Genomic DNA, 26,111 nt, shown 5'->3' with positions numbered 1-26,111 from the left:
AACATGTCCGAAAAGCGCGGCAACATCATGCGCAAGAACCTGATCCCCGCGCCGATGGCGAGCGACATGCGGGCGGTCGGGCGGCGCGCGTCGCTGGTCGGGGCGGCGATCTGCGCCGCGCTGGTCGGCGCCGGGGTCAAGGCGACGCGGCTCGCGACCGTCGAGCACGAGGCCTACGCCGAGCAGGGCAACCGCCAGCAGCTGCGCAGCTTCAAGCTGGCGGCCAGCCGCGGCGAGATCGTCGACCGCGACTTCATGACGCTGGCGGTCGACGACCGCGTGCACAAGATCGCCATCAACCCCCGCCTCGTACGCGCGCGCGGGGCCGAGGAGGCGCTCGTCGAGGCGGTGCTGGAGATCGAGCCCGACGAGAGCGCCGACTACCTGCGCGAGGAGATCGCCAAGGACAAGGCCTACCGCCTGCTGCGGCTGCCGCTGTCGGACGCGCAGGTCAAGGCGCTGCAGGCCAAGGGCATCCCGGGGGTGTCGTTCGAGCCGTCGACGGCGCGCGTGTACCCGCGCGGGCTGCTGGCGTCGCACGTGCTCGGCCGCGTCGGCGCGCAGGGCAGCGGCACCGCCGGCGTCGAGCTCGGCCTCGACATGCAGCTGCGCGGGCGCGAGGCGCTGTCGCCGGCCTACTTCGCGGCCGGCAAGAAGCTGCTGGTCGACGGCGTGCCCGACCCCGGGGTCGCGCGCGGCGACACGGTGGTGCTGACGATCGACTCGCAGATCCAGGCGATGGTCGAGGAGGAGATCAACACCCTCGTCCGCCAGTGGAACCCGGTCGGCACCTCGATCCTGGTGCTCGACCCGCGCAACGGCGAGATCCTCGCCCTGGCCAACCGGCCGACCTACGACCCCAACCACCCGGTCGAGCGCGCCCACCAGACACAGAACCTGGCGGTCCAGGCCGCGTACGAGCCGGGCTCGACGCTCAAGGCCGTCACCGTCGCGGCCGCGCTCGAGATCGGGGCGGTGCGCGAGAACGAGACGTTCTACTGCGAGAAGGGCCGCTGGAAGTACACGCCGCGCAACACGATCCACGACGCGCACGCGGCGGAGTGGCTGACGGTGACGGAGATCCTGGCGGCGTCGTCGAACATCTGCACGACCAAGATCGCCGACCGCCTCGGCAAGCAGACGCTGTCGAAGTGGGTCAAGAAGTTCCACTTCGGCGAGCGCCCCGGGGTCCAGCTGCCGGGCGCGACCGCGGGCCTGCTGGCGCCGCCGGAGAAGTGGTCCGACATCCAGATGGCCAACATCTCGTTCGGCCAGGGCATGGCCGCGTCGCCGCTGCAGGTCGCCGCCGCCTTCGCGGCGCTCGCCAACGACGGCGTCTACCACGACCCCACCATCGTGCAGAAGATCCTCGACGCCCGCGGCGGCTCGGTGTGGGAGCACGCGCCCGAGGGCGAGCGCCTGGTCCGCACGGCGACCGCCAAGACGGTCATGCGCATGCTCGAAGACGTCGTCCACACCGCCCTCGGCACCGGCGAGAACGCCCACGTCGACGGCTACCGCGTCGCCGGCAAGACCTCGACGGCGCAGAAGGCCGGGACCCGGGGCTACGCCGACGGCATGTACTACTCGAGCTTCATCGGCGCGCTGCCGGCCCGCGCGCCGCGGGTGGTCATCCTCGTGTCGGTCGACGTCCCGGAGGGCGCCCACTACGGCAACGACGTCGCGGCCCCCAGCTTCGCCCGCCTCGGCGGGCAGATCATGACCCACCTCGGGGTGCCGCGCGACGACGGCAAGACGCCGCCGCCGCCGAAGCCGGTGGTCGTGGCCGCCAAGGAGATGGCCGCCGAGCTCGGCGTGCTGGCCGACATCGACGTCGAGCCGTCGCTGCCCGGCGGGCGCGGCAGCGGCACCGCCGACAAGCCGCGCGTCACCACCGGCCTGCCCGACTTCACCGGCATGACCCTCGCCCAGGCCCTCGACCTCGCCGGCCGCGCGCACGTCGAGCTGCGCGCCGTGGGCTCCGGCGTCGCCGTGTCGCAGGACGTGCCGCCCGGACCGGTCGAGAGCGGCCGCGTGGTGCAAGTCGTGTTCGCGCCGAAGAAGTGAGCGCGTGGTCGATGGAGCATGCCCGATAAAGCATGTTTCAATGAGCATGCCCCATCGGGCATGTCCCTGCGGTCAGCGGCCGCGCAGCGCCGCCAGGTAGACGTGCAGGTAGCCGCGGTAGCTTCGCGGCAGGTGCGGGGCGACGCGGCGGTGCAGCGCGGGGACGGCGTGGAACGGCACGGCCGGCCAGCCGTGGTGCTCGGCGTGGTAGGGCATGTTCCAGAACAGCCACCTGACGGCGGCGTTGCTGCGGATCGATCGCGTCCGCGCGAGCACGTCGCCGCCGGTCGGCATGCCGGTGTGCTCGGCCGCGAGGTAGGGCCCGAGCACCGCGTGGGCGCCGGCGCAGCCGGCCAGCAGCCACGCCAGCGCGGGCAGCCACAGCCAGGCGAGCGCGGCGACGGCGAGCAGGCCGGCGAGGATCGCCCGCGCCTCGCGGATCGTCGCCGGCCTGTGCGCCCCGGACAGGAACGGCAGCCAGCGCGCGAACCACCGCGGCCCGCGCGGCACGGCGAGGTTGACCAGCGCCGCCAGCTTGGCGACCAGCAGCGGCAGCCCGCTCAGCACGACGAGCGCGGCGATCGGGTTGCCCGGCCATTTCGCCAGCTCGAGGTTCCCGCCGGGGATCTCGGGGTCGCCGACCTCGTGGGTGTTGCGGTGGTGCTCGAAGTGGAAGGCGACGAAGCCGGTCGGCGGCATGAGCGAGAGGCCGGCGGCGACCCGCAGGACCAGCCGGTTGAGCCGGCGGCTGGCGAACGCGGTGCCGTGGCCGGCCTCGTGCATCGGCGCGAACATCGAGGCCAGCAGCACGCTGTAGGCGGCGAACACCGGCCAGAAGACCGGCGCCTCCGCGTCGGCGAGCGCGACCACGGCGGCCGCGGCGGCGACGAGGAGCGCGAGCTGGGCGGCGAAGCGGCGCAGGCCGGGGCCGTCGCGCCGGGCGTACAGCTCGCGCCGCTCGTCGGCGGTGAGCACCGCGGCGGCGGAGAACTCGGCGTCCATGCGTCAGTTGTTGCGCCGGCGCAGCGCGCCCTCGATCGACTCGAGCTCGTTGATGTAAAGCTCGCCGCCGACGTTGCCGCGCGGGTTGACGAGCAGCGAGCCGACCCGCCGCGACACCGCCAGCGGGACCAGGCGCGCGCCGGGGACCAGCGCGAACGGCCAGCCCTTCGGCTGCCACAGCCGCAGCGAGTCGATCTCGGTGAACGCGGCGATGACCGGGAAGTTGCCGAGGCGGTCGACCTCGAGCGGCTCGTCGGCGGTGCGCCCCGCGGGGTTGACCGGCATGAGGAAGGTGGCGTTCATCACGCCGATGTAGACCCGCTGGCGCGCGTCCATGTCGCGGCGCACCGCCAGGGTCTTCATGGCGCGCACCAGGTCGGGGTTGCGCGTCGGCTCCGGGTCGCCGAGCTGCAGGTCGAACTTCGCCGGCGCGTCGGCCTCGACGCCGAAGATCTGGGCGAACAGCGCCAGCAGCTCGTCGGCGAGCTTGCCGGCCGCGTCGGGCCCGACCAGTCGCACGTCGCGGTAGAGGTTGTTGTGGCCGTTGCGCTCGAAGTAGCCGCGATCGCCGAGCGACCGCAGCCGCGCCGGGGTCAGCTGCGAGGCGGCGCCGAGGTAGAAGTTGGACACGACCTCGCACGTGAGGTCGCCGCCGCCGAGCCGGCCGTGGACGACGACGTAGTAGTCCCCCGCCGCCACCACCAGCCGGTTGTCGGCCCCGCCGCTGGTCGTGAGCTGCTGCAGGGAGGTGACGAGCCGGTCGCGGTTGAGCGTGGACATGGGGGAGGGGCGAAGATAGCAGAGCCGCCCGGGAGCGCCCGGCCGCGCGGCGAGCCACGGGCGCGTGATCGGGCACGCAGGCGGGCTGTGCGGGCCGCGCTGGCCGTGGGCGCCGGCATGCGTCACCCTGCGGGGCATGTCCTGGTTCGCCTCCTCCGACAAGCTCCGTATGCCGCGCCCCGCCGAGGCGCTCCCCGGGCGCGACGCGCCCATGCCGGTCGCCGCGCAGCACGCGGTCCTCGGCGGGCCGATGGCGCCGCCGTTCCCGGCCGGCGCCGAGATCGCCATGTTCGGCATGGGCTGCTTCTGGGGCGCCGAGAAGAAGTTCTGGCAGGTGCCCGGCGTGATCTCGACGATGGTCGGCTACGCCGCGGGGTACACGCCCAACCCGACCTACCGCGAGGTGTGCAGCGGCAAGACCGGCCACAACGAGGTCGTCCAGGTGGTCTTCGATCCGCAGCGCGTGCGCTACGAAGATCTCCTGCGCGTGTTCTGGGAGAACCACGACCCGACGCAGGGCATGCGCCAGGGCAACGACGTCGGCACGCAGTACCGCTCCGGCATCTACTACACCGGCGAGGCGCAGAAGCAGGCCGCAGAGGCGTCGCGCGAGGCGTTCCAGAAGCGCCTGCAGGCCGCCGGCTTCGGCGAGATCACGACCGAACTGCTGCCGGCGCCGACGTTCTACTACGCCGAGGACTACCACCAGCAGTATTTACATAAGAACCCGGGCGGGTACTGCGGGCTCGGCGGGACCGGGGTGTCGTGCCCCGTCGGCATCGCCCGCGCCTGAGACGAGGTCGCGAGCGCAGCACTCTCGTCTCGACGACTACTTCAGGCCCTGCGCCTGGCAAGCTTGCCGGTCGGAGGCGTCGGGTTTGCAGACGAGCGGCGCGTCGCAAGGGCAGTCCTCGCAGCAGGTCCGGGAGGATTCGCCCCGCGCAGGTTCGCAGACCGAGTTGCCGCAGGTTGCGATCGGCTCGAGGATCGGCGCCGACGCGGGCGCAGCCTCCGTCGGAGGTGCGCCGGTGCCCGTCGCGTCGGCGACCTCCAGCGTCCGCCCGCTCGAATCCACCTGCTCGCCCGTGCTCGCCGGGTCCTGAACGATCGTCGCCACGGCTAGCGACGCGGTCTCCGGAGGCCGCACCCATCCGAGCTCCCAGGCGATGGGCGGCAGCGCGAACGGCATGGCGATCATCCCCCATGCGAGCGTCTGGACCATCCCCCGTGGGATCGCCAGGTTCATGAGCGTGCGACGCGGCGGAGCGAGCGACATCCCTCCCCACGTTTACACGACATCGCCTCGCCGCGCTGACCGTCGGTGGTGCCACCAGCCCGGGCACGCGCGGCTGCGGCCATCGTTCTGGCGGTGAACACAGTCCTGGTGCGGGCGAAGCAGTCGGCCAGGAAGTGAAGTCGCGGGCGCGTGTCGACTCTGCCTCCTGGTGCTAGCCTGAGCAGCCCAGAGCACGACGATGAGCCCGACCCCGTCGAAGGCGAATGCTCTGCGTGCGCGCGCGGACCCATCGCAGCAGCGCTTCGGGGCTCTCGCGCTCGATGTGTGTTGGCTCGGATTTTTGTCGGCTGTCTTTTTTCTCTTGCTGGTCAACTTCGGCCAGATATTCCTCCTCATTCCCCGGGTCGGCGTGTACGTCTGGAGCGGTCTCGGGTGGCTCTTCGGCCTGCTGGTGCCCATCTCGGCGCTCGCCTCGGTGGTCCTGGGATCCACCGCCGTGATCAGCCGCCTGGTGAGCCCTCACGCCCCGGCGCGGGACTGGCAGGCGGGGCTCCTCGCCGTGGGCCTGGGCCTGTCTGCCTCGCTGTACGTCTGGCGGGCGTTTCTCGCCCCTTTGCGTGGAGTGCTGGGGTGGTGATGCTCGCCGAAGATGCGAAGTCGCGGATGAAGAAGGAGCGCCTCGTCGTTCTGCGAGCTCACCCGCCCGTGGGATGGTTCCTTCGACATGATCTCTGGACTGTCGTCCTGAGAGCGCCCGCGGTCGAGCTCACCCAGGGTTTCCGACTGGTCGATCCTTCCGGCGGGAGTTGGACCGTGTAGCGCGTTCGTGGAGCGCATACGCTTCGTGACGGAGATGTTCTTGTTCCGGCAGGCGGGTCCAGCGAGCCGCCGCGCTCGTGCCCCGCCGCGGGAGAGGACACGCCGTGAATGACGTGAGAAGGCGTCTGTTCGGCGGCCAGCCCTGGCCGTCGAACAGGCGCTCGTGATCTGTCTTTTGAGACATCCTGCATCGGAGCCGACGACGGCGGGTCGGCCTCTCACGGCTGCAGCCGTGCCAGGGGTCCGGGGAAGGGTCGGGCGCGAATACGAGGCCAGGATGACCCCGACGCAGGAGGGGTCATCGGGACGCTGAACTCGCGCCCGACCCTTCCCCGGACCCCCCGCGAGGCGCAGCCGGCAATTCGCGAAGCACCCCGAGGTCTCCCCCGCGCAGCGAAGGCGAGCCCTCCCGAGCGCGCACGGTCCAGCGATGACGACGCCGCGCCGAGCTGCCGCAGCGCCCCCGAGCGGCTCGCGCGGCCCGCAGAGCAGCCCGGCGGTCCCTGCGTACCTGGGGTCTCCAGGCGCCCTGACCAAAATGTTCTTCTGGACAGGTGCCGGGACGACCGTGGCCTCGCAGCCCCCGAGGAGGCGCCCGACTTGCGGCAAATTCTCGCGCCTACACCCGCATCGATCGCGTCGCGAGAGTGAACTTCGTTCGACAAGTCCGCCGCGGGAGAAGGGTCGCTCGCCGACCCCGCTTTGCGGCGCGGGGCGGTTCTCGCTATCAGGAGCTGTGGCTTCGGTCCGTCCTCACGGCGCCCTGCGCCCCGACCGCCTGACGCGGCGGGAGGTCACCGCGCTGTACCCGGCCGACCGCCGGGTGCACTACGAGCCGGGCATGGTCGGCTGGGCCGTGGCGTTCTACGCCTGCTACGCAGCGTTCGTGCTCGAGTTGCTGCCGACCTGGGCGTTCGCGCTGCTCGGGGTGACGGCGTTCGTGCGCTACTTCAACCGCTGGCACGAGGCGCTGCACGCCGACCAGCGCGGCTCCTCGTGGCTGGTGGCGCAGGTGCTGCTGGTGTTGCCGTCGCCGGTCTACCTCGGCCGCCGCGAGCTCGAGGAGCTGCACCTGCTGCACCACCGCGAGCACGACGGCGTCGGCGACCCGGACCACCGCATGATGGACCCGAGCGCGCTGCGCGCTGCGCTGTGGTGCGTCGTCCAGCCCGAGCTGTCGGCGGCGTGGTGGATCCGCCGCCGCGGCCTCGACGCCCGCCTGGCCACGACCATGGCCGTGCACGCGCTGGTGTGGGCGCTGCTGATGTGGTTCGGCGGCTGGCGCGGGCTCGTGGCCTACAACCTCGTCGTGCGGATCGGCAACGCGGCGGCGTGGTTCGTGTTCGCCTGGCTGGTCCATCAGCCATGGCTCTACGGACAGGTCGATCCGCCCGAGTTCCCGCGCCCGCTGCGGTGGCTGTGGTACGCGCTGGTCGGCCGCGAGAACTACTGGGGGGTGCGCTTCCACTTCGTGCACCACCTGTACTCGGCGGTGCCCGACCGCCGGCTGCCGGCGCTGGCCCGGCGGCTGGCCGCGCCCGCCGGTGGGAGCGCCCCCGAGGGGGCCTGAGCCGCTTCCCTGGCGCAAGGGACAGGGTCCGCGCGGGCGGGCGGACGTCGCAGGCGCGCGGCCGCGCGTCGCGTTCGCTGGCGCCGCGACCGAGATCACACATGGTGGCGGCATGGCGCGGCTCATCCTCGAGGCGGTCGCGGCCGACACGCTCGCGGCGGCCGGCAACCGCGAGCCGACCAGCATCGCGCTGGCGGTCAGCGACGAGAACGGGACGCCGATCACCGACGTCGACATCGCCGACATCCGCGTCGACGCGATGGTCGTCGGCGTCGGCGGCGTCCCGGTGCGGATCGCCACCGTGGTGCCCGGGCGGCTGCCAGGCACGTACATCGCGCAGGTGGTCCCGCTGCGCGAGGAGACGTGGAAGCCCGGCGGACATGTGTTCGCCGTCGCAGTGGCTCACAGGTCGCGGCGAGGGCTCACACTGACCCGCATCGTGCTCGCCTGAGGCGCGCCGGTGCTCGTGGCCGATGTTCGCGTCGGCGGACTTTCCCGTCTATGCTTGGGGCCCGCCGATGACGGACTCCGGTGATATCTGGCAGCGCTACGACGCGAAGGTCCTGCAGATCCAGCAGCTCGAGGCGCGCGTGGCGGAGCTCGAGAGCGAGGTCGCGAGCGGCCAGCACGAGCGCGACCACTGGGCCAAGGTGGCCCGCCAGCTGAACAAGAAGCTGCAGGTCGCCCGCGACCTGGCGCAGCGGCTGCGGGCGACCCCACACGAGCCGCCGCCCGCCCCGGAGACCCAGGAGGCCGCGGCGCTCCAGGCGGAGTTCGACCGCGCCCGCGAGGTGCTCGGGCTGGTGCTGTCGGCCCTCACCCGCGCGCTCGACGACGACGACGAGGCCGTGGCCGAGCTCGGCCGGCGCCTGCGTCACCACGCCGGCGGCAAGCTGCTCTACAGCATCACCCGCGGCTCGCTGACGCTGGTGCCGCTCGACGGCCGCTACCTCGTCGACCGCCCGTGGCTCGAGCGCCTCGACCTCGCAGCCCTGCGCAGCGAGCTCGACGTCGCGGCCCAGTCCGGCATCTATCCCCGACCGGCGGGCTCGTCGATCGTCCACACCGAACCGCCGGTGCCCCGGACCGAGCTGCTGGCTCGCCTGACCGAGCTCACCCAGGCGCCGACCCAGCCGCCCGCCGTCCGCCCGCCGCCGATCGCGATCTCCGGCGAGCTGGAAGTCGAGATCGAACACGACGACTTCGACGCCTACGGCGACGACGACGGCGACCTGCCGCCGCCGCCGCCGATGCCCGCGTCGCAGCTGCTCATGCCGCCGCCGCCGCTGCTGGCCGCACTCCCGGCCGAGGAGGTGCTGCCGCCGCCGCCCGCTCCCCCGGCCCCGACCGAGCCGCCGCGCCGCCTCGACGACACGATCCGCGGCACGATCAAGGCCCCCTCCGCCCTGACCGAGGCGTTCATCCCCAACCTGCGGATCGGCCGCCTGATCAAGTCGCCCAGCGGCGGCTGAGCGCATCGCGCGACATGTCCGCAGGGGCATGTTCTCGAGGATATGTGCGATCGGACATGTTTATAAGAGCATGTCCCCGACGCCATGAGATGGCAGGCGGAGGCGCGAGTCGGCGAGGACGGCTTTCCCGCCCGAGCGGCGGCCTGTGAAGCGGAGCCGGGCGCGGCCGGCGGAGGCTCGGCGCGCGGTCAGAGCGCTGTCCCGTGGGGCATGTGAGGTCGAGTGGCGAGCGCGAGGAGCCGCGATCGCGGCTCGCGGCGGGCGCGGCGCGGCGTGAGGCGCGGGATTCTTCCCGCGCGGGCGCGGCTGGGCTAGCCTGCGCGCGATGACCGACACGCTGCGCCTCGGCGACCTGCTCGCTGGCGAAGATCCGTCCTTCTACGGCTGCGGACCCGAGACGGCCGTCGCGGCGCTGGTCGTCGACTCGCGGCGAGTGGTCCCCGGCGCGGCCTTCGTGGCGGTCCCCGGGCTGGCCCACGACGGGCACACGTTCGTGCCCGCGGCGCTGGCGGCGGGCGCGGCGCTGGTGATCGTCGAGCGCGGGCGAGGCATCACGGCGGGTCCGCGGGTCGAGCTGGCGAGCGTCGCCGATGCGCTGCCGCGACTGTGCGCGCGCGCCTGCGGCGAGCCGGGCGAGCACCTGCGCCTGGCGGGCGTGACCGGGACGAACGGCAAGACGACGGTGACCTTCCTGGTCGCGGCGATGCTGGCCGCGGCCGGACGCAAGCACGCGCGCATCGGCACCACCGGCAACTGGGTCGGCGACCACGAGGAGCCGGCCGCGTTCACCACGCCGTTCCCGCTCGAGCTGCAGCAGCTGCTGGCGCGGGCCCGCGAGCGCGGGGCGACCGACGTGGTGATGGAGGTGTCGTCGCACGCGCTGGCGCAGGGCCGGGTCCGACCGCTGCGCTACGACGCGGCCGGTCTGACCAGCTTCTCGCAGGACCACCTCGACTTCCACCCGACGATGGCGGACTACCTGGCGGCGAAGTGCCTGTTGCCGGGCGAGCACCTGCGGCCGGGCGGGGTGGTGGTCGCGGCGATCGACGACCAGCCGGCGGCGGCGCGCTTCCTGGCGGCGGCGCCGGCCGGGGCGCGGGTGTGGCGGGCGTCCCGCGGCGGCGAACGCGGGGCCGAGATCGTCGCCTCTTCGGTCATGTCGGAACAGACAGGTCTCAAAGCGCAGGTCGACACGCCGGCCGGGCCGATCGCGCTGCGCTCGCCGCTGGTCGGCGCGTTCAACCTCGACAACCTGCTGGTGGCGATCGGGCTGGGGCTGGGGCTGGGGCTGGGGCCCGAGGTCCTCGGCGAGGCGCTGGCGAGCTGCCGCGGCGCCCCGGGGCGGCTCGAGCGGGTCACGGTCGCCGAGGCGTCCGGGCCGACGGTGCTGGTCGACTACGCGCACACGCCCGACGCGGTGGCGCGGGCGCTGCAGGCGGTGCGGCGGGCCTGCAGCGGCCGCCTGTTCGTGGTGCTCGGCTGCGGGGGCGACCGCGATCCGAGCAAGCGGGCGCCGATGGGCGAGTTCGCGGCCACCCTGGCCGACCGCTTCTACGCCACGTCGGACAACCCGCGCACCGAGGATCCGCAGGCGATCGTGGAGCAGATGCTGGCCGGCGTCCCGCCCGAGCGCCGCGATCGCGTGGTGCCGCTGGTCGACCGCCGGGCGGCGATCGCCTGCGCCATCGCCGAGGCGGCCGACGACGACGTGGTCGTGATCGCCGGCAAGGGCCACGAGGACTACCAGATCGTCGGGGTCGAGAAGCTGCACTTCGACGACCGGGAAGAGGCGGCGGCGGCGCTGCGCCTGGCGCGGGACCGGGCGGGCCGGGGCGGCTGTCCGTGAGGACAGGTGAGACCGGGCGCGCCGCGATCGTGCGGCGCGGTGAGAGGCTGTCCAGAGGACAGGCGAGACGAGGCGGCGAGGAGGCCATCCGAGAGGACGAACGAGGCCAGGCACGTCGTGCGGGGCGGGTGCTTGTCGTCGCGTGAGGGCTGTCCGCGAGGCCAGGTGGCCCGGCGGGCCGGCATGAAGGTCCGGGGAACCTGTCCGCGAGAGCGGGCGGCGCGGCGTGCGGACTCACATGTCTCAAGGATCAGGCGACTCCTCGCTCGCCGAACTGCGGCGCTCCGACGGCGTGTCGCCGACCGCCGTCCGGGTGAAGCGCTCATGGCCGCTGCGACCCGGCCCACGTGGGCGGCTGGGGCTGTCCGTGGTTGTGATCACGTCGACTCGTCGCGCTCCGGATGCGAGGCCAGAGTTAGTTGCGACGAATGGAGCGACCGATGCGTACATTGATTGTGACGATGGCCACGCTGGCGCTGGTGGGCGCGCTGGTCTCGACGTTCGCGGTGGCGAGCGACAGCGGCGGCGCGGGCCCGCGGGTCTCCGACCTCGAGGTGTTCAGCGACGGCCTCACGTTCGTCACCGCCGGCAGCTTCGCGGGCGCCGGCGCGCGCGGCCAGGGGGCGCAGGTGCTGGTCAAGGCGCGCGGGCTGGTCACGGGCACGTGCATCAGTCCGCGCGGCGAGGCGGAGCAGCGGTTCGCGCTGCCGATGATGCTCAAGGGCGCGGGCGCGACCCGCAAGGCCGGGCGCGAGGCGGCGTTCTTCGTGCGCACGAGCCCGCCCGAGCTCGCCAGCGTCGAGGTCTGTCCCGCCGCAGACTGGCGAGTCGCGCCGGCGGAGATCGTGTTCACCGCGGTCAAGCTGCAGGTCGGTCGGCCGGGCGCGCGCCTGTTGTGCCAGTTCCCCGCGGTCGACGGACCCGTGCGCGATCCCGGCTGTCAGGTCGAGCGCTAGGCGTAGCGACGCTGGCCGCGTCACTCGTCGCGGCTCGGTCCCGATCGTTCGCTCGGCCCGAGGACGAGTCGAGACGAACGGTCGCGGCACCATACGCCGTGTCCGGGCGCGTCCCGTCGCGCTCGCCCGAGGCGCGCCCTCCTCCCGGGACGGCGCGAAAGCGGGCGGTGGAGGCGGGCGCCGTCATGTGTCCCTCGTGACATGTCCCGGAGCACATGCACTGGCGAGCGTGGCGTCGACGCGCGGGCGGTGAAGGCGGACATCGTGACAGGTCCGTCGTGACATGTCCCTCGGCACGGACCAGCGCGAGCGGGGTGCCGACGAGCGGGCGTTGACGCGGGTGTGAAGTGTCCTCCGGGACATGTTCCGGAGCGCATGCCCTCGCGAGGCTGGCGCCGGCGGCCGTCATGAAGTGTCCCTCGTGACATGTCCCGGAGCGCATGCCCTGGCGAGGCTGGCGCTGGCGCGAGGGCGGACTTGGGGACGTGTCCCTCGTGACATGTCACGGAGCACATGTCCCCGGGAGCATGGCCCCAGCGTCAGGTGCCGAGGACGGTCACGGTGCGGACCTCGACCACCGCCTCGGCGCCGACGAATTCGCCGGCGTCGAACAGGGTGCGGCCGGTGCGGGTGGCCGAGACGCGCAGGGCGGTGCCGGGGCCGGCGTCGAGGCCGAGCGCGTGCAGCTTGTCGAGGTCGGCGACGAATTCGCCGTCGTCGGCGACCACGCAGGTCAGCTCCTCGCCGACGGGCTCGCCGCCGATGAGGCGGACGAGGCGCAGGACCAGCGGCTCGCGGTCGCCCTCGGGGCGCCACTCGAGGCGGAGCTCGTCGCGACCGCGGTCGACCGCGCCGGACAGCGCGGCCGGCTCGGGCAGGCGCGGGCGCAGGGTGAAGGCCGGCAGCTCCTCGCCCTCGCCGTCGACGCGGATCGTCAGCTCGGACGGGGCCGGCTCGCCGGGCGGCCAGGCGCCGGCCGGGAGGGCGTCGCCGAGGTAGGTGTACGTGACGCCGGAGATCGTCGGCACCAGGTCGGGCACCAGCGCCAGCGGGACGTCGATCGCGGCCTCGCCGATGCCGACGCCGAGGTTGCCGGCGTCGAGCAGGATCAGCTCGCGGGCGCTGCTGTCCTTCGAGACATTGTCCTTGGAGACAGGTTCGTCGAGCTGGTCGCTCGGGGCACAGTGACCGGGGCGCAGGCGGTCCTGCAGCGGCCGCGGCAGGTCGAGGCGGGTGCGCGCGGCGGCCTCGTCGTAGCCGTGGTACTGGGCGAACACCGCCGCGACCTCGAGCGCCGGCTCGTCGCCGGCGAACTCGCCGGGCGGCTGGACGACGACGCGGATCTGGGCGAGGCGGGACGGCGCCTGCGGCGAATCGCCGGCCTCCAGCGGCGCCAGGCCGAGCTCGCCCGGGTCGTCGACGCCGCTGCACGCCGCGATCGCGGCGGCGAGCACGAGGCCCAGAGCGGTGGGCCGGCGACAGGCGACGAGGCGAGGGGTCACGGGTTCCAGATTTACCGCGGCCTCGCGGCCAAGTCACGGAAGCGGGGCAACCGGTCGGTCGCGACCCCTGTGGTATGCTGCCGCACCCCCATGGACCCTGAAGCGGCTGTGGCGCTCGCACGCGCGGTCCTCGTCGATCTCGATGCCGACGAGGCATGCGCGATCTCGGGGGCGCTGGAGCCCGTCCTCGCGCGCCTCCGGGAGCTGCCGGGCAGGTGTGCGGAGGCGGCGCCGGGCGCCCCCCAGCAGCCCTTGCGCGCGGACGTCCCGGGCCCCGCGCTGCCGCTTGCGGTCGCGCTCGCCGGGGTGCCGTCGACCACGCCCGAGGGGCTGGTGCGTGCGGGCCGGTTCGCGGCCCAGGATGTGTCGCGGTCGTCACGCACCGCGGGGCCGCGGTGACCGCGGACCGCGCGCGAATCGTCGCGCTGACCGCCGGTGAGCTCGCCGACGCGGTGCGCGGCGGGACGATCGCCGCGGTCGAGGTGGCCCGCGCTTACCTCGCCCAGATCGAGGCGACCGCCGCGGACCTGCGGGCCTACGTGCGGACGACCCCGGACCTGGCGCTCGCCGAGGCCGCCGCGGTCGACGCGGCCCGCGCCCGCGGCGAGCCGCTCGGGCCGCTGGCCGGGGTGCCGTATGGCCTGAAGGACAGCCTCGTGACCGCCGGGGTGGCGACCGCCGCGGGCTCGCGGATCCTCGAAGGATGGGTCCCGCCGTACGACGGCGCCCAGGTCCGGCGCATGCGCGCGGCCGGGGCCGTCCTGCTCGGCAAGCTCGCCCTCGACGAGTTCGGCATGGGCGCACACGGCGACAGCGGCAGCATGTGGTCTTCGGGACATGCGCAAGAGGGCATGTCCGATGGGGAATGTCCCCGAGGGCATGCTCGGAGAGACATGTCTGGCGTGGAGACGCCGGAGCGGACGCAGGCGGGGGCATGGCCTTCAGGACAGCTCGGTCCGCGCAACCCGTGGTCGGCGGAGTTCGTCCCCGGGGGCTCGTCGAGCGGGGGGGCGGCGGCGGTGGCCGGGCGCGCGGCGGCGGTGGCCGTCGGCAGCGACACCGGCGGATCGATCCGCGTACCCGCGGCCCGCTGCGGGCTCGTCGGCGTGCGCCCGACCTGGGGCCGGGTGTCGCGCGCGGGGCTGGTCGCGTTCGCCTCGAGCCTCGACGCCGTCGGGCCGCTGGCGCGGACCGTCGACGACGCGGCGCGCGTGCTGGCCTGTCTCGCGGGACATGACGAGGAGGACAGCAGCTCGCTCGGTGAAGCGGTGCCCGACTACGCGGCGATGGCGGCGTGCGGGCGGGCCGACGGGCTCGCGGGCGTGACCCTCGGGATCGACGCGGCGGGGCTCGGGGAGCTCGAGCCGGCGGTCGCCGAGGTGTTCGCGGCGGCGCTGACGACCCTCGCGGGCGCGGGGGCGCGGCTGGTCGCGGTCGCGCTGCCGCCGGCCGAGGAGGCGCTGGCGGCCTACGCGGCGCTGTCGGCGGTCGAGGCGGTCAGCAACCTGGCCCGCTACGACGGCGTGCGCCTCGGGCTGTGTGTCCCGAAGGACAGCTACGAGGCGACCGCGGCGGCGACCCGCGGCGCCGGCTTCGGGCTCGAGGTCAAGCGGCGGCTGGTGCTCGGGGCGTGGTTGATGCGCCAGCCGCAGCTGCTGGCGCGGGCCCGGGCCGCGCGGGCCGCGACGACGGCGGGGCTCGCGGCGGCGCTGCGGAGCTGCGACGCGCTCGTCAGCCCGACCTGCGCCGAGGCCGGCGTGCGCGTGCGCGGACATGTCCTCGGGGACAGCGACCGAGCCGCCCGCGCGCTGGCCGACCTCGACGTCGACCGCTTCACCGCCGCGGCCAGCCTGGCGGGGCTGCCGGCGCTGTCGCTGCCGGCGGGGCTGACCGCGGGCGCGCCGGCGCTGCCGGTCGGGCTGCACCTCGTCGGGCGTCGGCTCGACGAGGGGCGGCTCCTGGCGATCGCGGCGGCGTTCGAGGCCGCGACGCCGTGGCGGGCGCGGCTCCTGGCCGGGCCGGGGGGCGCATGAGCGAGCTCCGGCCGGTCATCGGGCTCGAGGTGCACTGCCGCCTGAAGACGGCGAGCAAGCTCTTTTCGCCATGTCCCTTGCGACCTGGCGCAGAGGCCAACTGCGCCACCGACCCGTACACCTGGGGCATGCCGGGCACGCTGCCGAGTGTCAACGCGGCGGCCGTGGCGCTGGCGGTGAAGCTGGCGCTGGCGCTCGGCTGTGACGTCGCCGACGAAAGCGGGTGGGACCGCAAGCACTACTTCTACCCCGACCTGCCGAAGGGCTATCAAATCACCCAGCACACCCGCCCGCTGGCCACGGGCGGCGCGCTGGAGGTGCCGGACCCGGAGGCCGGGCCGTGGGCGACGCGGGCGGTCGCGCTGCAGCGGCTGCACCTCGAGGAGGACGCCGGCAAGGTGCACGCCGGGGCGTTGCTCGATTACAACCGGGCCGGCGCGCCGCTGGTCGAGATCGTGACGGCGCCTGTGATCCGCAGCGCTGCGGAGGCTGCGCGGGTGCTGCGGGCGCTGCGCTCGGTGCTGGTCCGCCTCGGTGTGTCCGACGCCACCATGGAGGATGGTTCGCTGCGCTGCGACGTAAATGTCTCGCTGCAGCGGCGCGGCGACCCGGCGCCGGGCGTGCGCTGCGAGATCAAGAACTTGAACTCGTTCAACTTCATCGAGCGGGCCGTGACGGCCGAGGTCGAACGCCAGGAGGCGCTGATTGCCGCAGGAGTGCCGGTCGCACCGGTGACGTTGCGCTACGACCCGGTCCGCGCCGCGGTGCAGGTGATGCGCGTGAAGGAGACAGAGCTCGAATACCGCTGGCTGCCCGAGCCGGACCTGCCGCCGCTGCGCGTCGACGCGGCGGCCGCGGCGGCGCTCCGGGCTGACCTTCCGGACATGCCTGAACGGACACGTATGCGCTACTGCGTGCTCGGGCTGACCCCCGCCGAGGCGGCCCTGCTGGTCGAGGAGCCCGCGCTCGGCGACTGGTTCGACGCGGCCCTGACGAGCCTCGGCCCGCGCGGGCCGGCGCTGGCGCGGCGGCTGTGCAGCTGGATCACCGTCGAGGTGCTCGCGCGCGTGCCGGCGGCGGCGCTGGCGACGGCGAAGGTGGCGCCCGCTGCGCTGGCGGAGCTGGTGCGTATGGTCGAGGCCGCCGAGGTCAGCGCTCCGGCGGCGAAGCAGATCCTCGCTCTCCTGGTGGAGGAGGGCGGCGTCCCGGGGGGGATCGCCGCCCGCGAGGGGCTGCTTCTCGAGGATGACGACGCGGCGTTGACGGCCGCGATCGTCGGCGTGTTGCGCGGTCACCCGCGGCAGGTCGCGCAGTATCGCGCGGGAAAGGCAGCGTTATGGGGGTTTCTTATTGGTCGGGTCATGCAGGCGCTGCGAGGTCGGGCCGATCCGCAGCGCGTCCACAAACTCCTCGTGGTGGCGTTACAGTCCCCGCCCCCAGGAGACGAAGCGACATGAGCAGCGAATCCAGCGCGATGCTCCGCCCGGTCAAGTTGAGCCCCGACGGGCGGGTGCTGCACCTCCTCGACCAGCGGTCGTTGCCCGAGCGCGAGGACTGGCTCGACCTCGAGGACGTCGAGGCGGTGGCCGAGGCGATCGAGCGCCTGGCGGTGCGCGGGGCCCCGGCGATCGGCTGTGCGGCGGCGCTCGGCCTGGTGGCCTCGTCGTGGCGCTTCTCCGACGACGCGGGGTTGTTCCGCGAGTCGTGCCTGATGGCGTTCGAGCGGCTGGCGCGGACGCGGCCGACCGCGGTCAACCTGTTCCACGCGATCGCCCACATGCGCAGCGCGCTGGCCGAGTGCCCGCAAGGGCTCGCGGTCGCCGGCGTGCGCGGGCACCTGCACGCGGCGGCGCTGCGCTACGTCGACGACGAGCTGCGCGCGTGCCTGACGATGTCCGAGCACGGCGCGCCGCTTTTGCCCGAGGTCGGCACGGTGCTGACCCACTGCAACACCGGCGCGCTGGCGACGGCCGGCTGGGGCACCGCGCTCGGGGTCATCCGCCGCGCCCACGCGCTCGGCAAGAAGATCCGCGTGCTCGCCGACGAGACGCGTCCGGTGCTGCAGGGCGCGCGCCTGACCGCGTGGGAGCTGCGCCACGACGGGATCCCGGTCGACATCATCGCCGACAACATGGCCGGCGCGCTGATGGCCCGCGGCGAGGTCCAGGCCGCGATCGTCGGCGCCGACCGGATCGCCCGCAACGGCGACGTGGCCAACAAGATCGGCACGTACACGGTGGCGGTGCTGTGCCGCTACCACCAGATCCCGTTCTACGTGGCGGCGCCGTGGTCGACGATCGACCCCGCGACCGCCAGCGGGGCGGAGATCCCGATCGAGGAGCGCGACCACAACGAGGTCCACCTCCACGGCGGCCGCCGCATGACCCCGGCCGGCGTCGGCGCCCGCAACCCGGCCTTCGACGTCACCCCGGCCGAGCTGGTCAGCGCGTTCATCACCGAGCGGGGGGTGTTCCGCCCGGCCACGCTGTCGGCCCTGATGGACTCTTAGGGCATGTCCGCCGGGGCATGTCGCTCGTGACATGCCCCTCGGGACATCTTATTTGCCGCGCGGCTTGGCGGGGGCGTTGACCTGACCCAGGAGCCAGGTCGTGAGCTGGCCGAGGAAGGCGTGGTCGACGGTGCGGGCAGCGTCGAGGTAGCGCGACGGGTTGGAGTCGTTCGGCTCGGGTTTGAACAAGTGGTCGAGGTCGGGGAACGGGTGCAGCTCGGCCTTGCGCTTGCGCCGCTTGGCCAGCTTCAGCAGCTCCTGGGGGTCGCGGCGCGGGTCGACCTCGAAGTCCTTGTCGCCCTGGGCGATCCACAGCGGCGCGTTGCCGCCGGCGACCAGCGCCTCGGGCGAGACTTGCAGGATCTCCTTGATCCACAGCGCCTGGGCGGCGAGCTCGGGCGGCACTCCGTGGCCGGTCTTGAGCGCCTGCAGCGTCTTCTCCTGGGACTTGCGGGCGTCGTCGCGGAGCTGCGGCGGCACGGCCTGCAGGGCCGCCTCGCTCTGGGAGCGCAGGATCTGCTCGTAGGGGCGGCCGGGCGCGGCGAGCAGGGCCACGGCCTTCACGCTCGGGTCCTCGGCGGCCAGCTGAAGGGCCTTCCAGCCGCCCTCGCCGTGGCCGACGAGGACGATGCGGTCGGGGTCGACCTCGTCCTGGACGAGCAGGGTCCGCAGGGCGCGGCGGGCGTCTTCCAGCTGGCCGAGGTAGGAGATCGGGCCCTCGGCGCTGCTGCCGTAGCCGCGCTCGTCGAAGCGCAGGACCGCGAAGCCGGCCTCGGCGATCGCGTCGGAGATGCTGTGGCTGCCGAGGTCGACCGGGGGCGGGCCGGCGAAGCCGAAGCGGTCCTGCTGGCCGGTGCCGGGCAGCAGCAGCGCGCCGGGGAACGGGCCCTTGCCGGGCGGCAGCAGCACCTCGCCGGCGAGCGCGGGCTCGCCTGGCCTTCCGGGCAGCTCGACCTCGCGGCGGGTGAACTTGGCGCCGGGGGGCGGGCTGTACGAAAGGACAGGTGGCCCCTCGATCTGCCACTCGGGCCACGGCGGCGGCTGGACCGGGGCCTGGATCTCGACGTCGTCGGCCTCGATCTGGACCTTCTCGATCCGGCCGTCGCGCAGCTGGATCGTCTCGCCGAGGTTGGTCTTGACGGTGGCCTGCCCGGGCGACTGCGGGTCGGGGACCGTCAGCGTCGCGGTCCACTCGGTCGGCATCGAGCCCGACAGGCTGACGAGGCGCCAGCTCAGCTCGCCGGGGACGAGGCGGCGCAGGCCGAACATCAGCTCCTCGTGGAGGATCGCCGAGAAGGCCATGAACGCGTCGCCGTTGCGGTAGGTGATCTCGTCGCGCTCCCGGCCGGAGGTGAAGTGCAGCGCGTCGCCCTTGCGCTCGAACCGCAGCTCGGCGGCGTTGCTGCGCTCGAAGCCGCGGACGAGGTCGCCGCGGGCGTCGACGACGATCTCGCCGGAGCTGCGCAGCGGCTCGGCCGGCTTGCCGTCGCGCCCGGGCGGGCGCAGCTCGATGCGGGTGGCGAAGCGGAAGTGGCCGGGCTCGCCGGCGACCGGGCCCTCGTAGCGGCCCCACGAGGTGCCGATCGGCTTGCCCGACTGCATCATCGTGTAGGCCCGGACCTCGCCCTCCTTGTAGAGCTTGTCGACGGCGGCGCCGGGCCACGACACGAGGTCCGCCTGTCCTTCGGAACCTGTCTCCGGGGACTTGCTCTCGTCGGTCGGGATCTTCAGGCAGCCGCCGGCGAGCGTCAGGGCGAGGGCGGCGAGGGCGAGCGGGCGGCGGCGCATGGGCCCTCGGGATAGCCCAAGACGGGCGCTGACGCCACCTCCGCGCCGGGCGCGGCGCCCACGGGCTAACCGGGTCGGCGGGGGCGGGCGAGTCCTGATTCGCGTCGTCGTCGACCCCGGCGGTCGGCGAGCTCGCATGGCGGCGATGTCGTCGTCGCCGCGAGCGCGGCGCGCGAGGGGGTCCAGCGCGGCGGTCTGGCGCTCGATCGGCTGTCCCGAGGGACATGTTGGAGGAGCGCCGACAGGACATGTCTCAATGGACATGTCCTCGCGCACACTCAGCCGCCGGCGAGCCGGCAGTCGGCCTCGACCTGCTCGAAGTCGTCGCGGTGAGGGGCGAGCTCCTCGCAGGCCTTGCGCAGCAGGTCCGCCACCGAGGTCGGGTACAGCTTGATCCGGCCGTCGCGGCCGGCGGTGACGATCAGGCGGCCGTCGGGCGAGAACTCGGCGTGGTTGACCGCGGCGGCGTGGCCGTGGAGGGTCGCCAGCAGGTCGTAGTTCGACGAGTCGGTCGGGGCGTCCCACAGCTTGGCCGTGTTGTCGGACGAGGCGGTGACGATCCGCCGGCCGTCGCCGTCGAAGGTGGCGTACAGCAGCGAGGCGGAGTGGCCGAGCAGGGCGGCCAGCACGTGCGGGCGGTCGTCGGGGCCCGACAGCGACCACACCCAGGCGTCGCGCGCGGTGGCGAGGACGAGGCGGCCGCCGTCGCGCGAGAAGGCGGCCGAGGCGATCGCGCCGGCCGCGGGGTCGAGGGTGGCGATCTCGCTGCCGTAGCGGGCGACCCACAGCTTGGCGGTGTGGTCGGCGCTGATGGTGACGACGGTCTCGCCGTCGGGCGAGAACACGGCGCCCTCGACCGGCGCGCTGTGACCGACGAGGTCGGTGATGAAGCGCAGCGACTCGGCGTCGATCAGCTGGGCGGTGTTGCTGTCGCGGCTGGCGAGGACGACGTAGCGCCCGCCGGGGGCGAAGCCGGCGATCGCCTGCTGGCCGCGCGTGCCCTGCCACGGCTCGCCGACGACCGCGCCGGTGGTGGCGTCCCACTGGCGCAGGGTGTCGTCGGCGCCGGCCGAGATGATGCGCGAGCCGTCGCGCGAGAAGCTGGCCCCGAGGACATGTCCCGCGTGACCGAGGACGGCGACCTCGTCGCCGGTGCTGGCGTCCCACAGCCGCAGGTTGGAGTCCTCCTCGGCCCAGGTGAGCAGCCGCCCGCTGCCGTCGCCGGCGAACACCGCCGCGACCACCGGGCCGGCGTGGCCCTCGAGCGTGCGGATGTTGCGGGTGCTGACGACGTCCCACAGCCGCGCGGTCTTGTCGTCGCTGGTGGTGACGATCCGGCTGCCGTCGGGCGAGAAGCGGGCCAGCCGCACCGAGGCGCCGTGGCCCTTGAGGGTCGGCACGGCGTTGTTGAGCGAGCCGTCCCAGATCCGCGCGGTGTTGTCGCCGCCGACGGTGAGGATCCGGGCGCCGTCGGGCGAGAACTCGGCGGCCAGCACCGGGGCGGTGTGACCCTCGAGGGTGGCGATCGGCTGGCCGCTGGCGCTGTTCCACAGCCGCGCGGTGTTGTCCTCGCTGGTGGTGAGCAGGCGCGAGCCGTCGAGCGAGAACCTGACCGAAAGGACCTGTCCCGTGTGACCGCCGAGAGTGGCCGCGACCTCGGCCTTGCCGGCGCCGGCCGCCTCGGCCTTGACCACGTCCCACAGCTTGACCGCGGTGCCGGCGTCGGTGCCGGCGGTCACGGTGGCGATGCGGCGCTCGTCGGGCGAGAAGCCGGCCTGCTTGAGCAGCTCGCGCGGGTCGCTCATGGTCGCCAGCAGCTTGCCCGCCTGGTTCCACAGCGACGCGCGCGACGGGCTCCAGGTGAGGATCCGGGTGCCGCTCGCCGAGTAGCTGGCCCCGAGGACAGGTTCTCCGTGCTCGAGGGTCGCGATCGCCGCGCCGGCGGTGCTCCACACGCGCGCGTCGCCGGCCTCGCCGACGGTGACGAGGCGGTCGCCGAGCGGCGAGGCCGCGTGGAGTTGTTTCGAGTGTACCACCGGGGGACAGCGGCCTTGCCGCGCCGAAACGCCTTTCGGGACGCCCCCAGGAATGATTGTCCGGTAGGCCGCCGAGACAAGCCCGGAGACGAGACATTACGCAGGAGGAGCGGTCCTGGCTTCCCGGCCGGCGCAGGTCCGGGTCCGCGCCCCGGCTTCGGCGGCACTAGCCAGGGGCGCCGCGCTTGGAGCATGCTCTCGCCGCTTGCGCCCGCGACCCCGCCGCCTCGCCTGCCATCGGATCGGCCCCGCCGGCCTGCGGGGACTGGGCGCGGTGCTGACCCTCGCGACCGCGCTGCTCGGCGGTTCCGCGCGCGCGCAGGACCCGGCCGATCTGGTCCAGCCGGCGCTGCAGAACAGCGTCGAGCTCGAGTACCCCGAAGATCTGCGCCGGTTGCCGACGCCGCCGCAGGGCCAGGTCGTCGTCAAGCTGGTCGTCGGCGTCGACGGCGTCCCCAAGGAGCTCGAGGTCGTGCAGAGCGTGCACCCCGAGCTCGACGCGCTCGCCAAGTCGGCCGTCGCTCAACTTCGCTATACGCCCGGGCTCTACAAGGGCCGCCCGATCGAGGTCGTTCTCAAGGTCGGCATCGACATCGCCGCGCCGCCGCCGTTGCCGCCGGAACAGCCGCAGCCGCCGCCGGACGTCGACGCGGGCGAGCCCGACTCCGACGCGAGCGAACCCGCTCCCCAGACCCAAGAGACAGGTCCGGTCCGGCTGCGCGGCGTGCTGCTCGAGGCGGGTCAGCGCGTGCCGGTGTCGGGCGCGAGTGTGCTCGTGGTGCCGGCGCCGGCTCCTGGTTCTCGTAGATGTCGACCGGCGGGGCCACGACGGGGCGGCCGCGGGTGCTCTCGGCCGTCGGCGCGGTCGGCTTCGACTGGGTCACTTGAGTGGTCTCTTGGGACATGGCTGAAAGTTCTCCTCTCGGGTGATCTCGTGGGTCGCGCGCGCTCAGGCCGCCTTGACCGTGATCTGCTTCGGCTGCGACTCGGGGTGCTTCGGCATCGTCACGATCAGGAGCCCGTTCTTGAGCTCGGCCGTGACCTTGTCGACGTCGATCCGGGCCGGCAGGGCGAAGCTGCGCGAGAAGCGGAGGTCGCCGCGCTCGCGGCGCCGAGGTGCCGGGCCTGGCCGACAGCGAGCTGCAGCTGTCCGCGACGCAGGACAGCCTGACGATCAGCGGCGAGCGCAAGGCGGCCGCGCCAGTACCTGGTGCTCGCCGACCTGCCGGGGGTGAAGACCGACGACGTGCAGATCCGCTTCGAAGACGGCGAGCTGACCATCCACGCGACTCGCAACGATGTCGGCCAGGGCGAGGTCCTCGGCGCCGAATTCTCGGCCGCCGACTACGTCCGCCGGTTCTCGATCCCCGAGACCGTCGACGCCTCGAAGATCGACGCCAAGCTGCAGGCCGGGGTGCTCGAGCTCACCCTGCCCAAGGCCAGCCGCGTCCGCCCGCGCCAGATCGCGGTCAAGTCGGCCTGAGCCGCGCCCCTTCCCTCCGAGAGCGCGTCCGCGAGCGAAAGGAGGTGCTACGTAACGAGGCGCATCACTGCGAGGCGCGCGGGCTCTGGCCCGCGCGCCTCGGTTCGCTCTGGAAGCATGTCGCAGAGGACATGTCCTGTGGGACATCCAGACGGTGAATCAAAGCGGCGAGGCCGCCGCGCCGGGGGCGCGGCGGCCTCGTTCGTCGTCGATCCGCGCGGCGCTCAGGGCACGCAGCTGGCGACGAAGTTCGAGAAGCAGGCGTTGACCTGCGACTTGGTGTACATGCCGAACTTGCCGTTGGCGTAGGTCGTGTCCATGAAGGTCTTCATGGCCACGACGTTGTTGTTGGCCTTGAGGCGGACGATGATCGTCATCTCGCCGTCGGCCTTGTGGGTCAGCTCGAAGGTGTACTCGGTGGCCTCGGTCCAGCCCATCGTGGTGAACTCGCCGACGGGGACGAGCAGCTTCGAGTTGGCGGTGTCGGCCGGCTGGAGCCGGTCGGCGCAGGTCTGGGGGGCGGCGTTCGGGTCGGCGACGTCGATGACCTTGACCTGCATGCCGGCGGGCAGCTGGCCGCCGCAGTTGGCGAAGTTCTGGCCGATCCGCTTCCACGAGAACAGGTAGTAGTGGTCGGTGTCCTGGATGCCCCACATGAAGCCGATCCAGTCGTCGTCGTTGGTGTCGTCGGTGACCTGGAACTCGCCGGTGATGGTGGCGTTGTCGAGGTCCCAGCCGCAGAACAGCGCCGCGCTCTTGCCGTTGATCGTCTGGCACAGCGTCTGGGTCTGGTCGTTCCACACCCACTGGGTCGCCGGGTCGGCGTTCTCGCCGGCGCCCGGGAAGTCGTAGGTCTCGCAGATGTCGGGGTCGAGCTGCAGCGTCTGGTTCTTGAGGTAGACCGTGACGCTGTCCGAGGCCGTGTTGCCCTCGCCGTCGCTGACGTCGATGGTGTAGGTCGTCGGACCGAGGGGCGTCGCCACCGGGTTGGCGATCGCGGCGTTGTCGAGGGTCTCGGGCGGGTCCCAGCTGTAGTTGTAGTTGCCGTCGCCGCCCATGGCGATCGCGTTGAGCTGGGCCGGCATGTTGGGGTCGATGCAGATGCTCATGCCGGCCTCGACCGAGAGCGGATCCCAGCACTTGAGGCCGTCGTCGTCGCAGCCGTGCTCGCAGGTGACGACGTCCTCGGCGTTGCCCTGGTCGTTGCAGGTGTGGAGGTCCTTGTCGACGCACTTGACCTCGTTCGGGTTGCAGCGCGCGCAGTTCTCGTGGACGTCCGGGTCGCGGTCGGTGCAGTCGGTGCCGGGCGTGACGCCGGGCTCGGGCATCATGTCGCCCCAGTCGTCGCCGTCGGCGTCGGTCATGCACGCCGTCGGGTCGTCGTTGGGCGCGGCGCCGGGGAAGGTGTTGGCGTCGTTGTCGTCGCAGTCGGTGCCGGGCACCGCGCCGTCGTCGTCGGGGTCCGGGTCGGCCCAGCCGTCGCCGTCGGCGTCGGTCTGGCACACGTTCGGGTCGACCTCGTTCTCGGCCACGCCGGGGCCGGTGGCCGCGTCGGTGTCGTCGCAGTCGGTGCCGGGCGTGACGCCCTCGGGCGGCATGTCGTCGCCCCAGCCGTCGCCGTCCTCGTCCTCCATGCACGCGGCCTCGGACTCGTTCTCGGCCGCGCCGGGGAACGCGTTCGGGTTGTCGTCGGCGCAGTCGGTGCCGGGCAGCGCCTCGGGCACCGAGGGCGTGTCGTCGCCCCAGTCGTCGCCGTCGGCGTCGGTCATGCACGCCTCGGCGCTGTCGTTGGGCGCGGCGCCGGGGAAGGTGTTCACGTCGTCGTCGGCGCAGTCGTCGCCCGGCGGGACGTCCGGATCGTCGGGCATGCTGTCGCCGTGGCCGTCGCCGTCGGAGTCCTGCGTGCACTGGTCGGGCGGCAGGTCCTTGGCCGCGCCGGGGAAGATCGTGCTGTTGTCGTCGTTGCAGTCGGTGCCGGGCTCGACGCCCTCGGGCGGCATGTCGTCGCCCCAGCCGTCCTCGTCGGCGTCCTCCATACAGGCCGTCATCGACTCATGCTCTGCAGCGCCGGGGTACGCGTTGGCGTTGTCGTCGGCGCAGTCGGTGCCCGGCTCGACGCCCTCGGGCGGGTCGCTGTCGCCCCAGCCGTCGCCGTCGGCGTCCTCCATGCACGCGGTCATCGACTCTTTTTCGGCCGAACCGGGGAAGGCGTCGGCGTTGTCGTCGGCGCGCCGCCGCGGCGTGGTGCTGATGCCCAGCACCAGGCGCAGCCGCTCGAGCCGCGGGTCCTCGGCCCAGGCGCGCAGCATGCCGAACCAGTCGTCCTTGAAGGGCAGGCCCCACACCGCGTCGACGCGGTCGAGCGCGAGGATCACCCGCGTGCTCGCCAAGTCGTCGAACAGGTTCGACGGCTCGGCCAGCAGCTCGCGCGCCGACAGTCCGCCGGCGAGGTTGGCCCGGTGCATGGCCAGGCGCACGAGGTAGGGGTGCCCGCCGATCAGGCTGAGACGAGGCGCCGCCGGATCACGCGCTCGGCGAGGGGCAGGACGAACATGGTCGATAGCTCCGGTGCGAAAGGACAGGTGTCAACAAGCAGGGTCGGGAGGACAGGTCACTACGGACAGGATGCCAAAGACAGGTCCGAAGGGGCAGGTCCGAACGGGCAGGTCCGAAAGGGGTCCGGGCCGGCTCAGTAGGTCGGGCAGGTCCATGCCTCGGGCGGGCAGTCGGTGCAGGCGCCGCCCATGCAGGCGCCGCCGCAGCGGCTGACGACCTCGAGCGAGTCGCGGCGCACGTAGTGATAGGGGCCGTCGACGGCGGCGTTGCAGTCGACGCCGACGAGGTCGCCGCAGGCGCGCTCGTAGCGGCAGTTCTCGCCGAACTTCGCCTTGATCCGCTCGGCCAGCTCGGGCGGGACCTCGGTCGAGGAGGCGCCGCGCGGCTGCTCGTCGGCGGGCGGCGGGGCGGCGAACCCGGCGCCCTCGCTCTCGGCGGGCGCCGGCGACGATGCC

Annotated in this window: 21 protein-coding genes and 2 pseudogenes; 14 read left to right on the top strand and 9 right to left on the bottom strand. The window is 73.3% G+C overall.

What is annotated here, in order from left to right:
- Positions 1–3: 3 nt before the first annotated feature.
- On the top strand, positions 4–2,067 hold the full coding sequence (locus K7C98_RS37555) for a penicillin-binding protein (protein ID WP_224196708.1): 2,064 nt from the start codon (positions 4–6) through the stop codon (positions 2,065–2,067).
- A 72-nt stretch (positions 2,068–2,139) separates the two neighbouring features.
- On the opposite strand, the gene K7C98_RS37550 is transcribed toward K7C98_RS37555, so the two are convergent.
- Together K7C98_RS37550 and K7C98_RS37545 are read right to left on the bottom strand one after the other, a co-directional pair.
- The gene (locus K7C98_RS37550) at positions 2,140–3,069 is read right to left on the bottom strand and encodes a fatty acid desaturase (RefSeq protein WP_224196707.1); all 930 of its coding nucleotides are present in this window, start codon (positions 3,067–3,069) and stop codon (positions 2,140–2,142) included.
- Between the two features lie 3 nt (positions 3,070–3,072).
- Positions 3,073–3,849: an SseB family protein gene (locus tag K7C98_RS37545; protein WP_224196706.1), complete on the bottom strand. Its 777-nt coding sequence runs from the start codon at positions 3,847–3,849 to the stop codon at positions 3,073–3,075.
- A gap of 136 nt (positions 3,850–3,985) precedes the next feature.
- Between K7C98_RS37545 and msrA the strand changes: the two genes are divergently transcribed.
- On the top strand, positions 3,986–4,642 hold the full coding sequence (gene msrA, locus K7C98_RS37540; RefSeq protein WP_224196705.1) for a peptide-methionine (S)-S-oxide reductase MsrA: 657 nt from the start codon (positions 3,986–3,988) through the stop codon (positions 4,640–4,642).
- Positions 4,643–4,678: 36 nt separating this feature from the next.
- Here the strand turns inward: msrA and K7C98_RS37535 are convergent, their stop codons facing one another.
- A complete protein-coding gene (locus tag K7C98_RS37535) occupies positions 4,679–5,125 on the bottom strand; it encodes a hypothetical protein (RefSeq protein ID WP_224196704.1) in 447 nt (148 codons plus the stop codon).
- A gap of 199 nt (positions 5,126–5,324) precedes the next feature.
- On the opposite strand from K7C98_RS37535, the gene K7C98_RS37530 reads away from it, so the two are divergent.
- The 6 genes from K7C98_RS37530 to K7C98_RS37505 all read left to right on the top strand — a co-directional run bounded on the left by K7C98_RS37530 (position 5,325) and on the right by K7C98_RS37505 (position 11,749).
- Complete coding sequence (locus tag K7C98_RS37530) at positions 5,325–5,723, top strand: hypothetical protein (protein WP_224196703.1); 399 nt, start codon at positions 5,325–5,327, stop codon at positions 5,721–5,723.
- A 918-nt stretch (positions 5,724–6,641) separates the two neighbouring features.
- Positions 6,642–7,475, top strand: a complete 834-nt coding sequence (locus K7C98_RS37525; RefSeq protein WP_224196702.1) for a fatty acid desaturase — start codon at positions 6,642–6,644, stop codon at positions 7,473–7,475.
- A gap of 112 nt (positions 7,476–7,587) precedes the next feature.
- Entirely contained in the window at positions 7,588–7,926 is a 339-nt protein-coding gene (locus K7C98_RS37520; RefSeq protein WP_224196701.1) for a hypothetical protein, read from the top strand.
- Positions 7,927–7,993: 67 nt separating this feature from the next.
- Positions 7,994–8,947 (top strand): hypothetical protein, encoded by a 954-nt coding sequence (locus K7C98_RS37515; RefSeq protein ID WP_224196700.1) that lies wholly within the window; start codon positions 7,994–7,996, stop codon positions 8,945–8,947.
- 325 nt (positions 8,948–9,272) lie between these two features.
- Positions 9,273–10,793 (top strand): UDP-N-acetylmuramoyl-L-alanyl-D-glutamate--2,6-diaminopimelate ligase, encoded by a 1,521-nt coding sequence (locus K7C98_RS37510; RefSeq protein ID WP_224196699.1) that lies wholly within the window; start codon positions 9,273–9,275, stop codon positions 10,791–10,793.
- 440 nt (positions 10,794–11,233) lie between these two features.
- Positions 11,234–11,749, top strand: a complete 516-nt coding sequence (locus tag K7C98_RS37505; protein WP_224196698.1) for a hypothetical protein — start codon at positions 11,234–11,236, stop codon at positions 11,747–11,749.
- 539 nt (positions 11,750–12,288) lie between these two features.
- Here K7C98_RS37505 and K7C98_RS37500 read toward each other — a convergent pair.
- On the bottom strand, positions 12,289–13,251 hold the full coding sequence (locus tag K7C98_RS37500; protein ID WP_224196697.1) for a hypothetical protein: 963 nt from the start codon (positions 13,249–13,251) through the stop codon (positions 12,289–12,291).
- A 90-nt stretch (positions 13,252–13,341) separates the two neighbouring features.
- Here K7C98_RS37500 and K7C98_RS37495 point away from each other — a divergent pair, with 90 nt between their 5' ends.
- The 4 genes from K7C98_RS37495 to mtnA are packed head-to-tail and all read left to right on the top strand — an operon-like array spanning position 13,342 to position 17,793.
- Positions 13,342–13,650 carry a hypothetical protein gene (locus tag K7C98_RS37495; protein WP_224196696.1) on the top strand — a complete coding sequence of 103 codons (309 nt, stop codon included), beginning with the start codon at positions 13,342–13,344 and terminating at the stop codon, positions 13,648–13,650.
- Positions 13,647–15,284 (top strand): amidase, encoded by a 1,638-nt coding sequence (locus K7C98_RS37490; RefSeq protein ID WP_224196695.1) that lies wholly within the window; start codon positions 13,647–13,649, stop codon positions 15,282–15,284. The genes K7C98_RS37495 and K7C98_RS37490 overlap by 4 nt, the downstream gene beginning before the upstream one ends.
- The gene (gatB, locus tag K7C98_RS37485; protein WP_224196694.1) at positions 15,281–16,741 is read left to right on the top strand and encodes an Asp-tRNA(Asn)/Glu-tRNA(Gln) amidotransferase subunit GatB; all 1,461 of its coding nucleotides are present in this window, start codon (positions 15,281–15,283) and stop codon (positions 16,739–16,741) included. The genes K7C98_RS37490 and gatB overlap by 4 nt, the downstream gene beginning before the upstream one ends.
- Positions 16,738–17,793: an S-methyl-5-thioribose-1-phosphate isomerase gene (gene mtnA / locus K7C98_RS37480; RefSeq protein WP_224196693.1), complete on the top strand. Its 1,056-nt coding sequence runs from the start codon at positions 16,738–16,740 to the stop codon at positions 17,791–17,793. The genes gatB and mtnA overlap by 4 nt, the downstream gene beginning before the upstream one ends.
- Before the next feature lie 48 nt (positions 17,794–17,841).
- Here the strand turns inward: mtnA and K7C98_RS37475 are convergent, their stop codons facing one another.
- On the bottom strand, positions 17,842–19,581 hold the full coding sequence (locus K7C98_RS37475) for an alpha/beta hydrolase family protein (RefSeq protein ID WP_224196692.1): 1,740 nt from the start codon (positions 19,579–19,581) through the stop codon (positions 17,842–17,844).
- Positions 19,582–19,859: 278 nt separating this feature from the next.
- Positions 19,860–21,617 (bottom strand): WD40 repeat domain-containing protein, encoded by a 1,758-nt coding sequence (locus K7C98_RS37470; protein WP_224196691.1) that lies wholly within the window; start codon positions 21,615–21,617, stop codon positions 19,860–19,862.
- A gap of 274 nt (positions 21,618–21,891) precedes the next feature.
- On the opposite strand from K7C98_RS37470, the pseudogene K7C98_RS45250 reads away from it, so the two are divergent.
- Positions 21,892–22,188 (top strand): annotated as a pseudogene (locus K7C98_RS45250) (energy transducer TonB); the annotation flags it as partial.
- A gap of 378 nt (positions 22,189–22,566) precedes the next feature.
- On the opposite strand, the gene K7C98_RS45245 reads toward K7C98_RS45250, so the two are convergent.
- On the bottom strand, positions 22,567–22,674 hold the full coding sequence (locus K7C98_RS45245; protein WP_346660334.1) for an Hsp20/alpha crystallin family protein: 108 nt from the start codon (positions 22,672–22,674) through the stop codon (positions 22,567–22,569).
- A 144-nt stretch (positions 22,675–22,818) separates the two neighbouring features.
- Here K7C98_RS45245 and K7C98_RS37455 point away from each other — a divergent pair.
- A pseudogene (locus tag K7C98_RS37455) lies at positions 22,819–23,100 on the top strand (Hsp20/alpha crystallin family protein); the annotation flags it as partial.
- Positions 23,101–23,324: 224 nt separating this feature from the next.
- Here the strand turns inward: K7C98_RS37455 and K7C98_RS37450 are convergent.
- Entirely contained in the window at positions 23,325–25,577 is a 2,253-nt protein-coding gene (locus tag K7C98_RS37450; RefSeq protein ID WP_224196690.1) for a hypothetical protein, read from the bottom strand.
- A 212-nt stretch (positions 25,578–25,789) separates the two neighbouring features.
- Positions 25,790–26,111 (bottom strand): hypothetical protein (locus K7C98_RS37445; protein ID WP_224196689.1); only part of this gene is annotated, 322 nt, incomplete at its 5' end.

Source organism: Nannocystis pusilla (assembly GCF_020073745.1).
Classification (GTDB): domain Bacteria; phylum Myxococcota_A; class Polyangia; order Nannocystales; family Nannocystaceae; genus Nannocystis; species Nannocystis radixulma.
The sequence above is the reverse complement of the archived record's forward strand: the minus strand, read 5'-3'. Positions and strand labels throughout refer to the sequence as shown.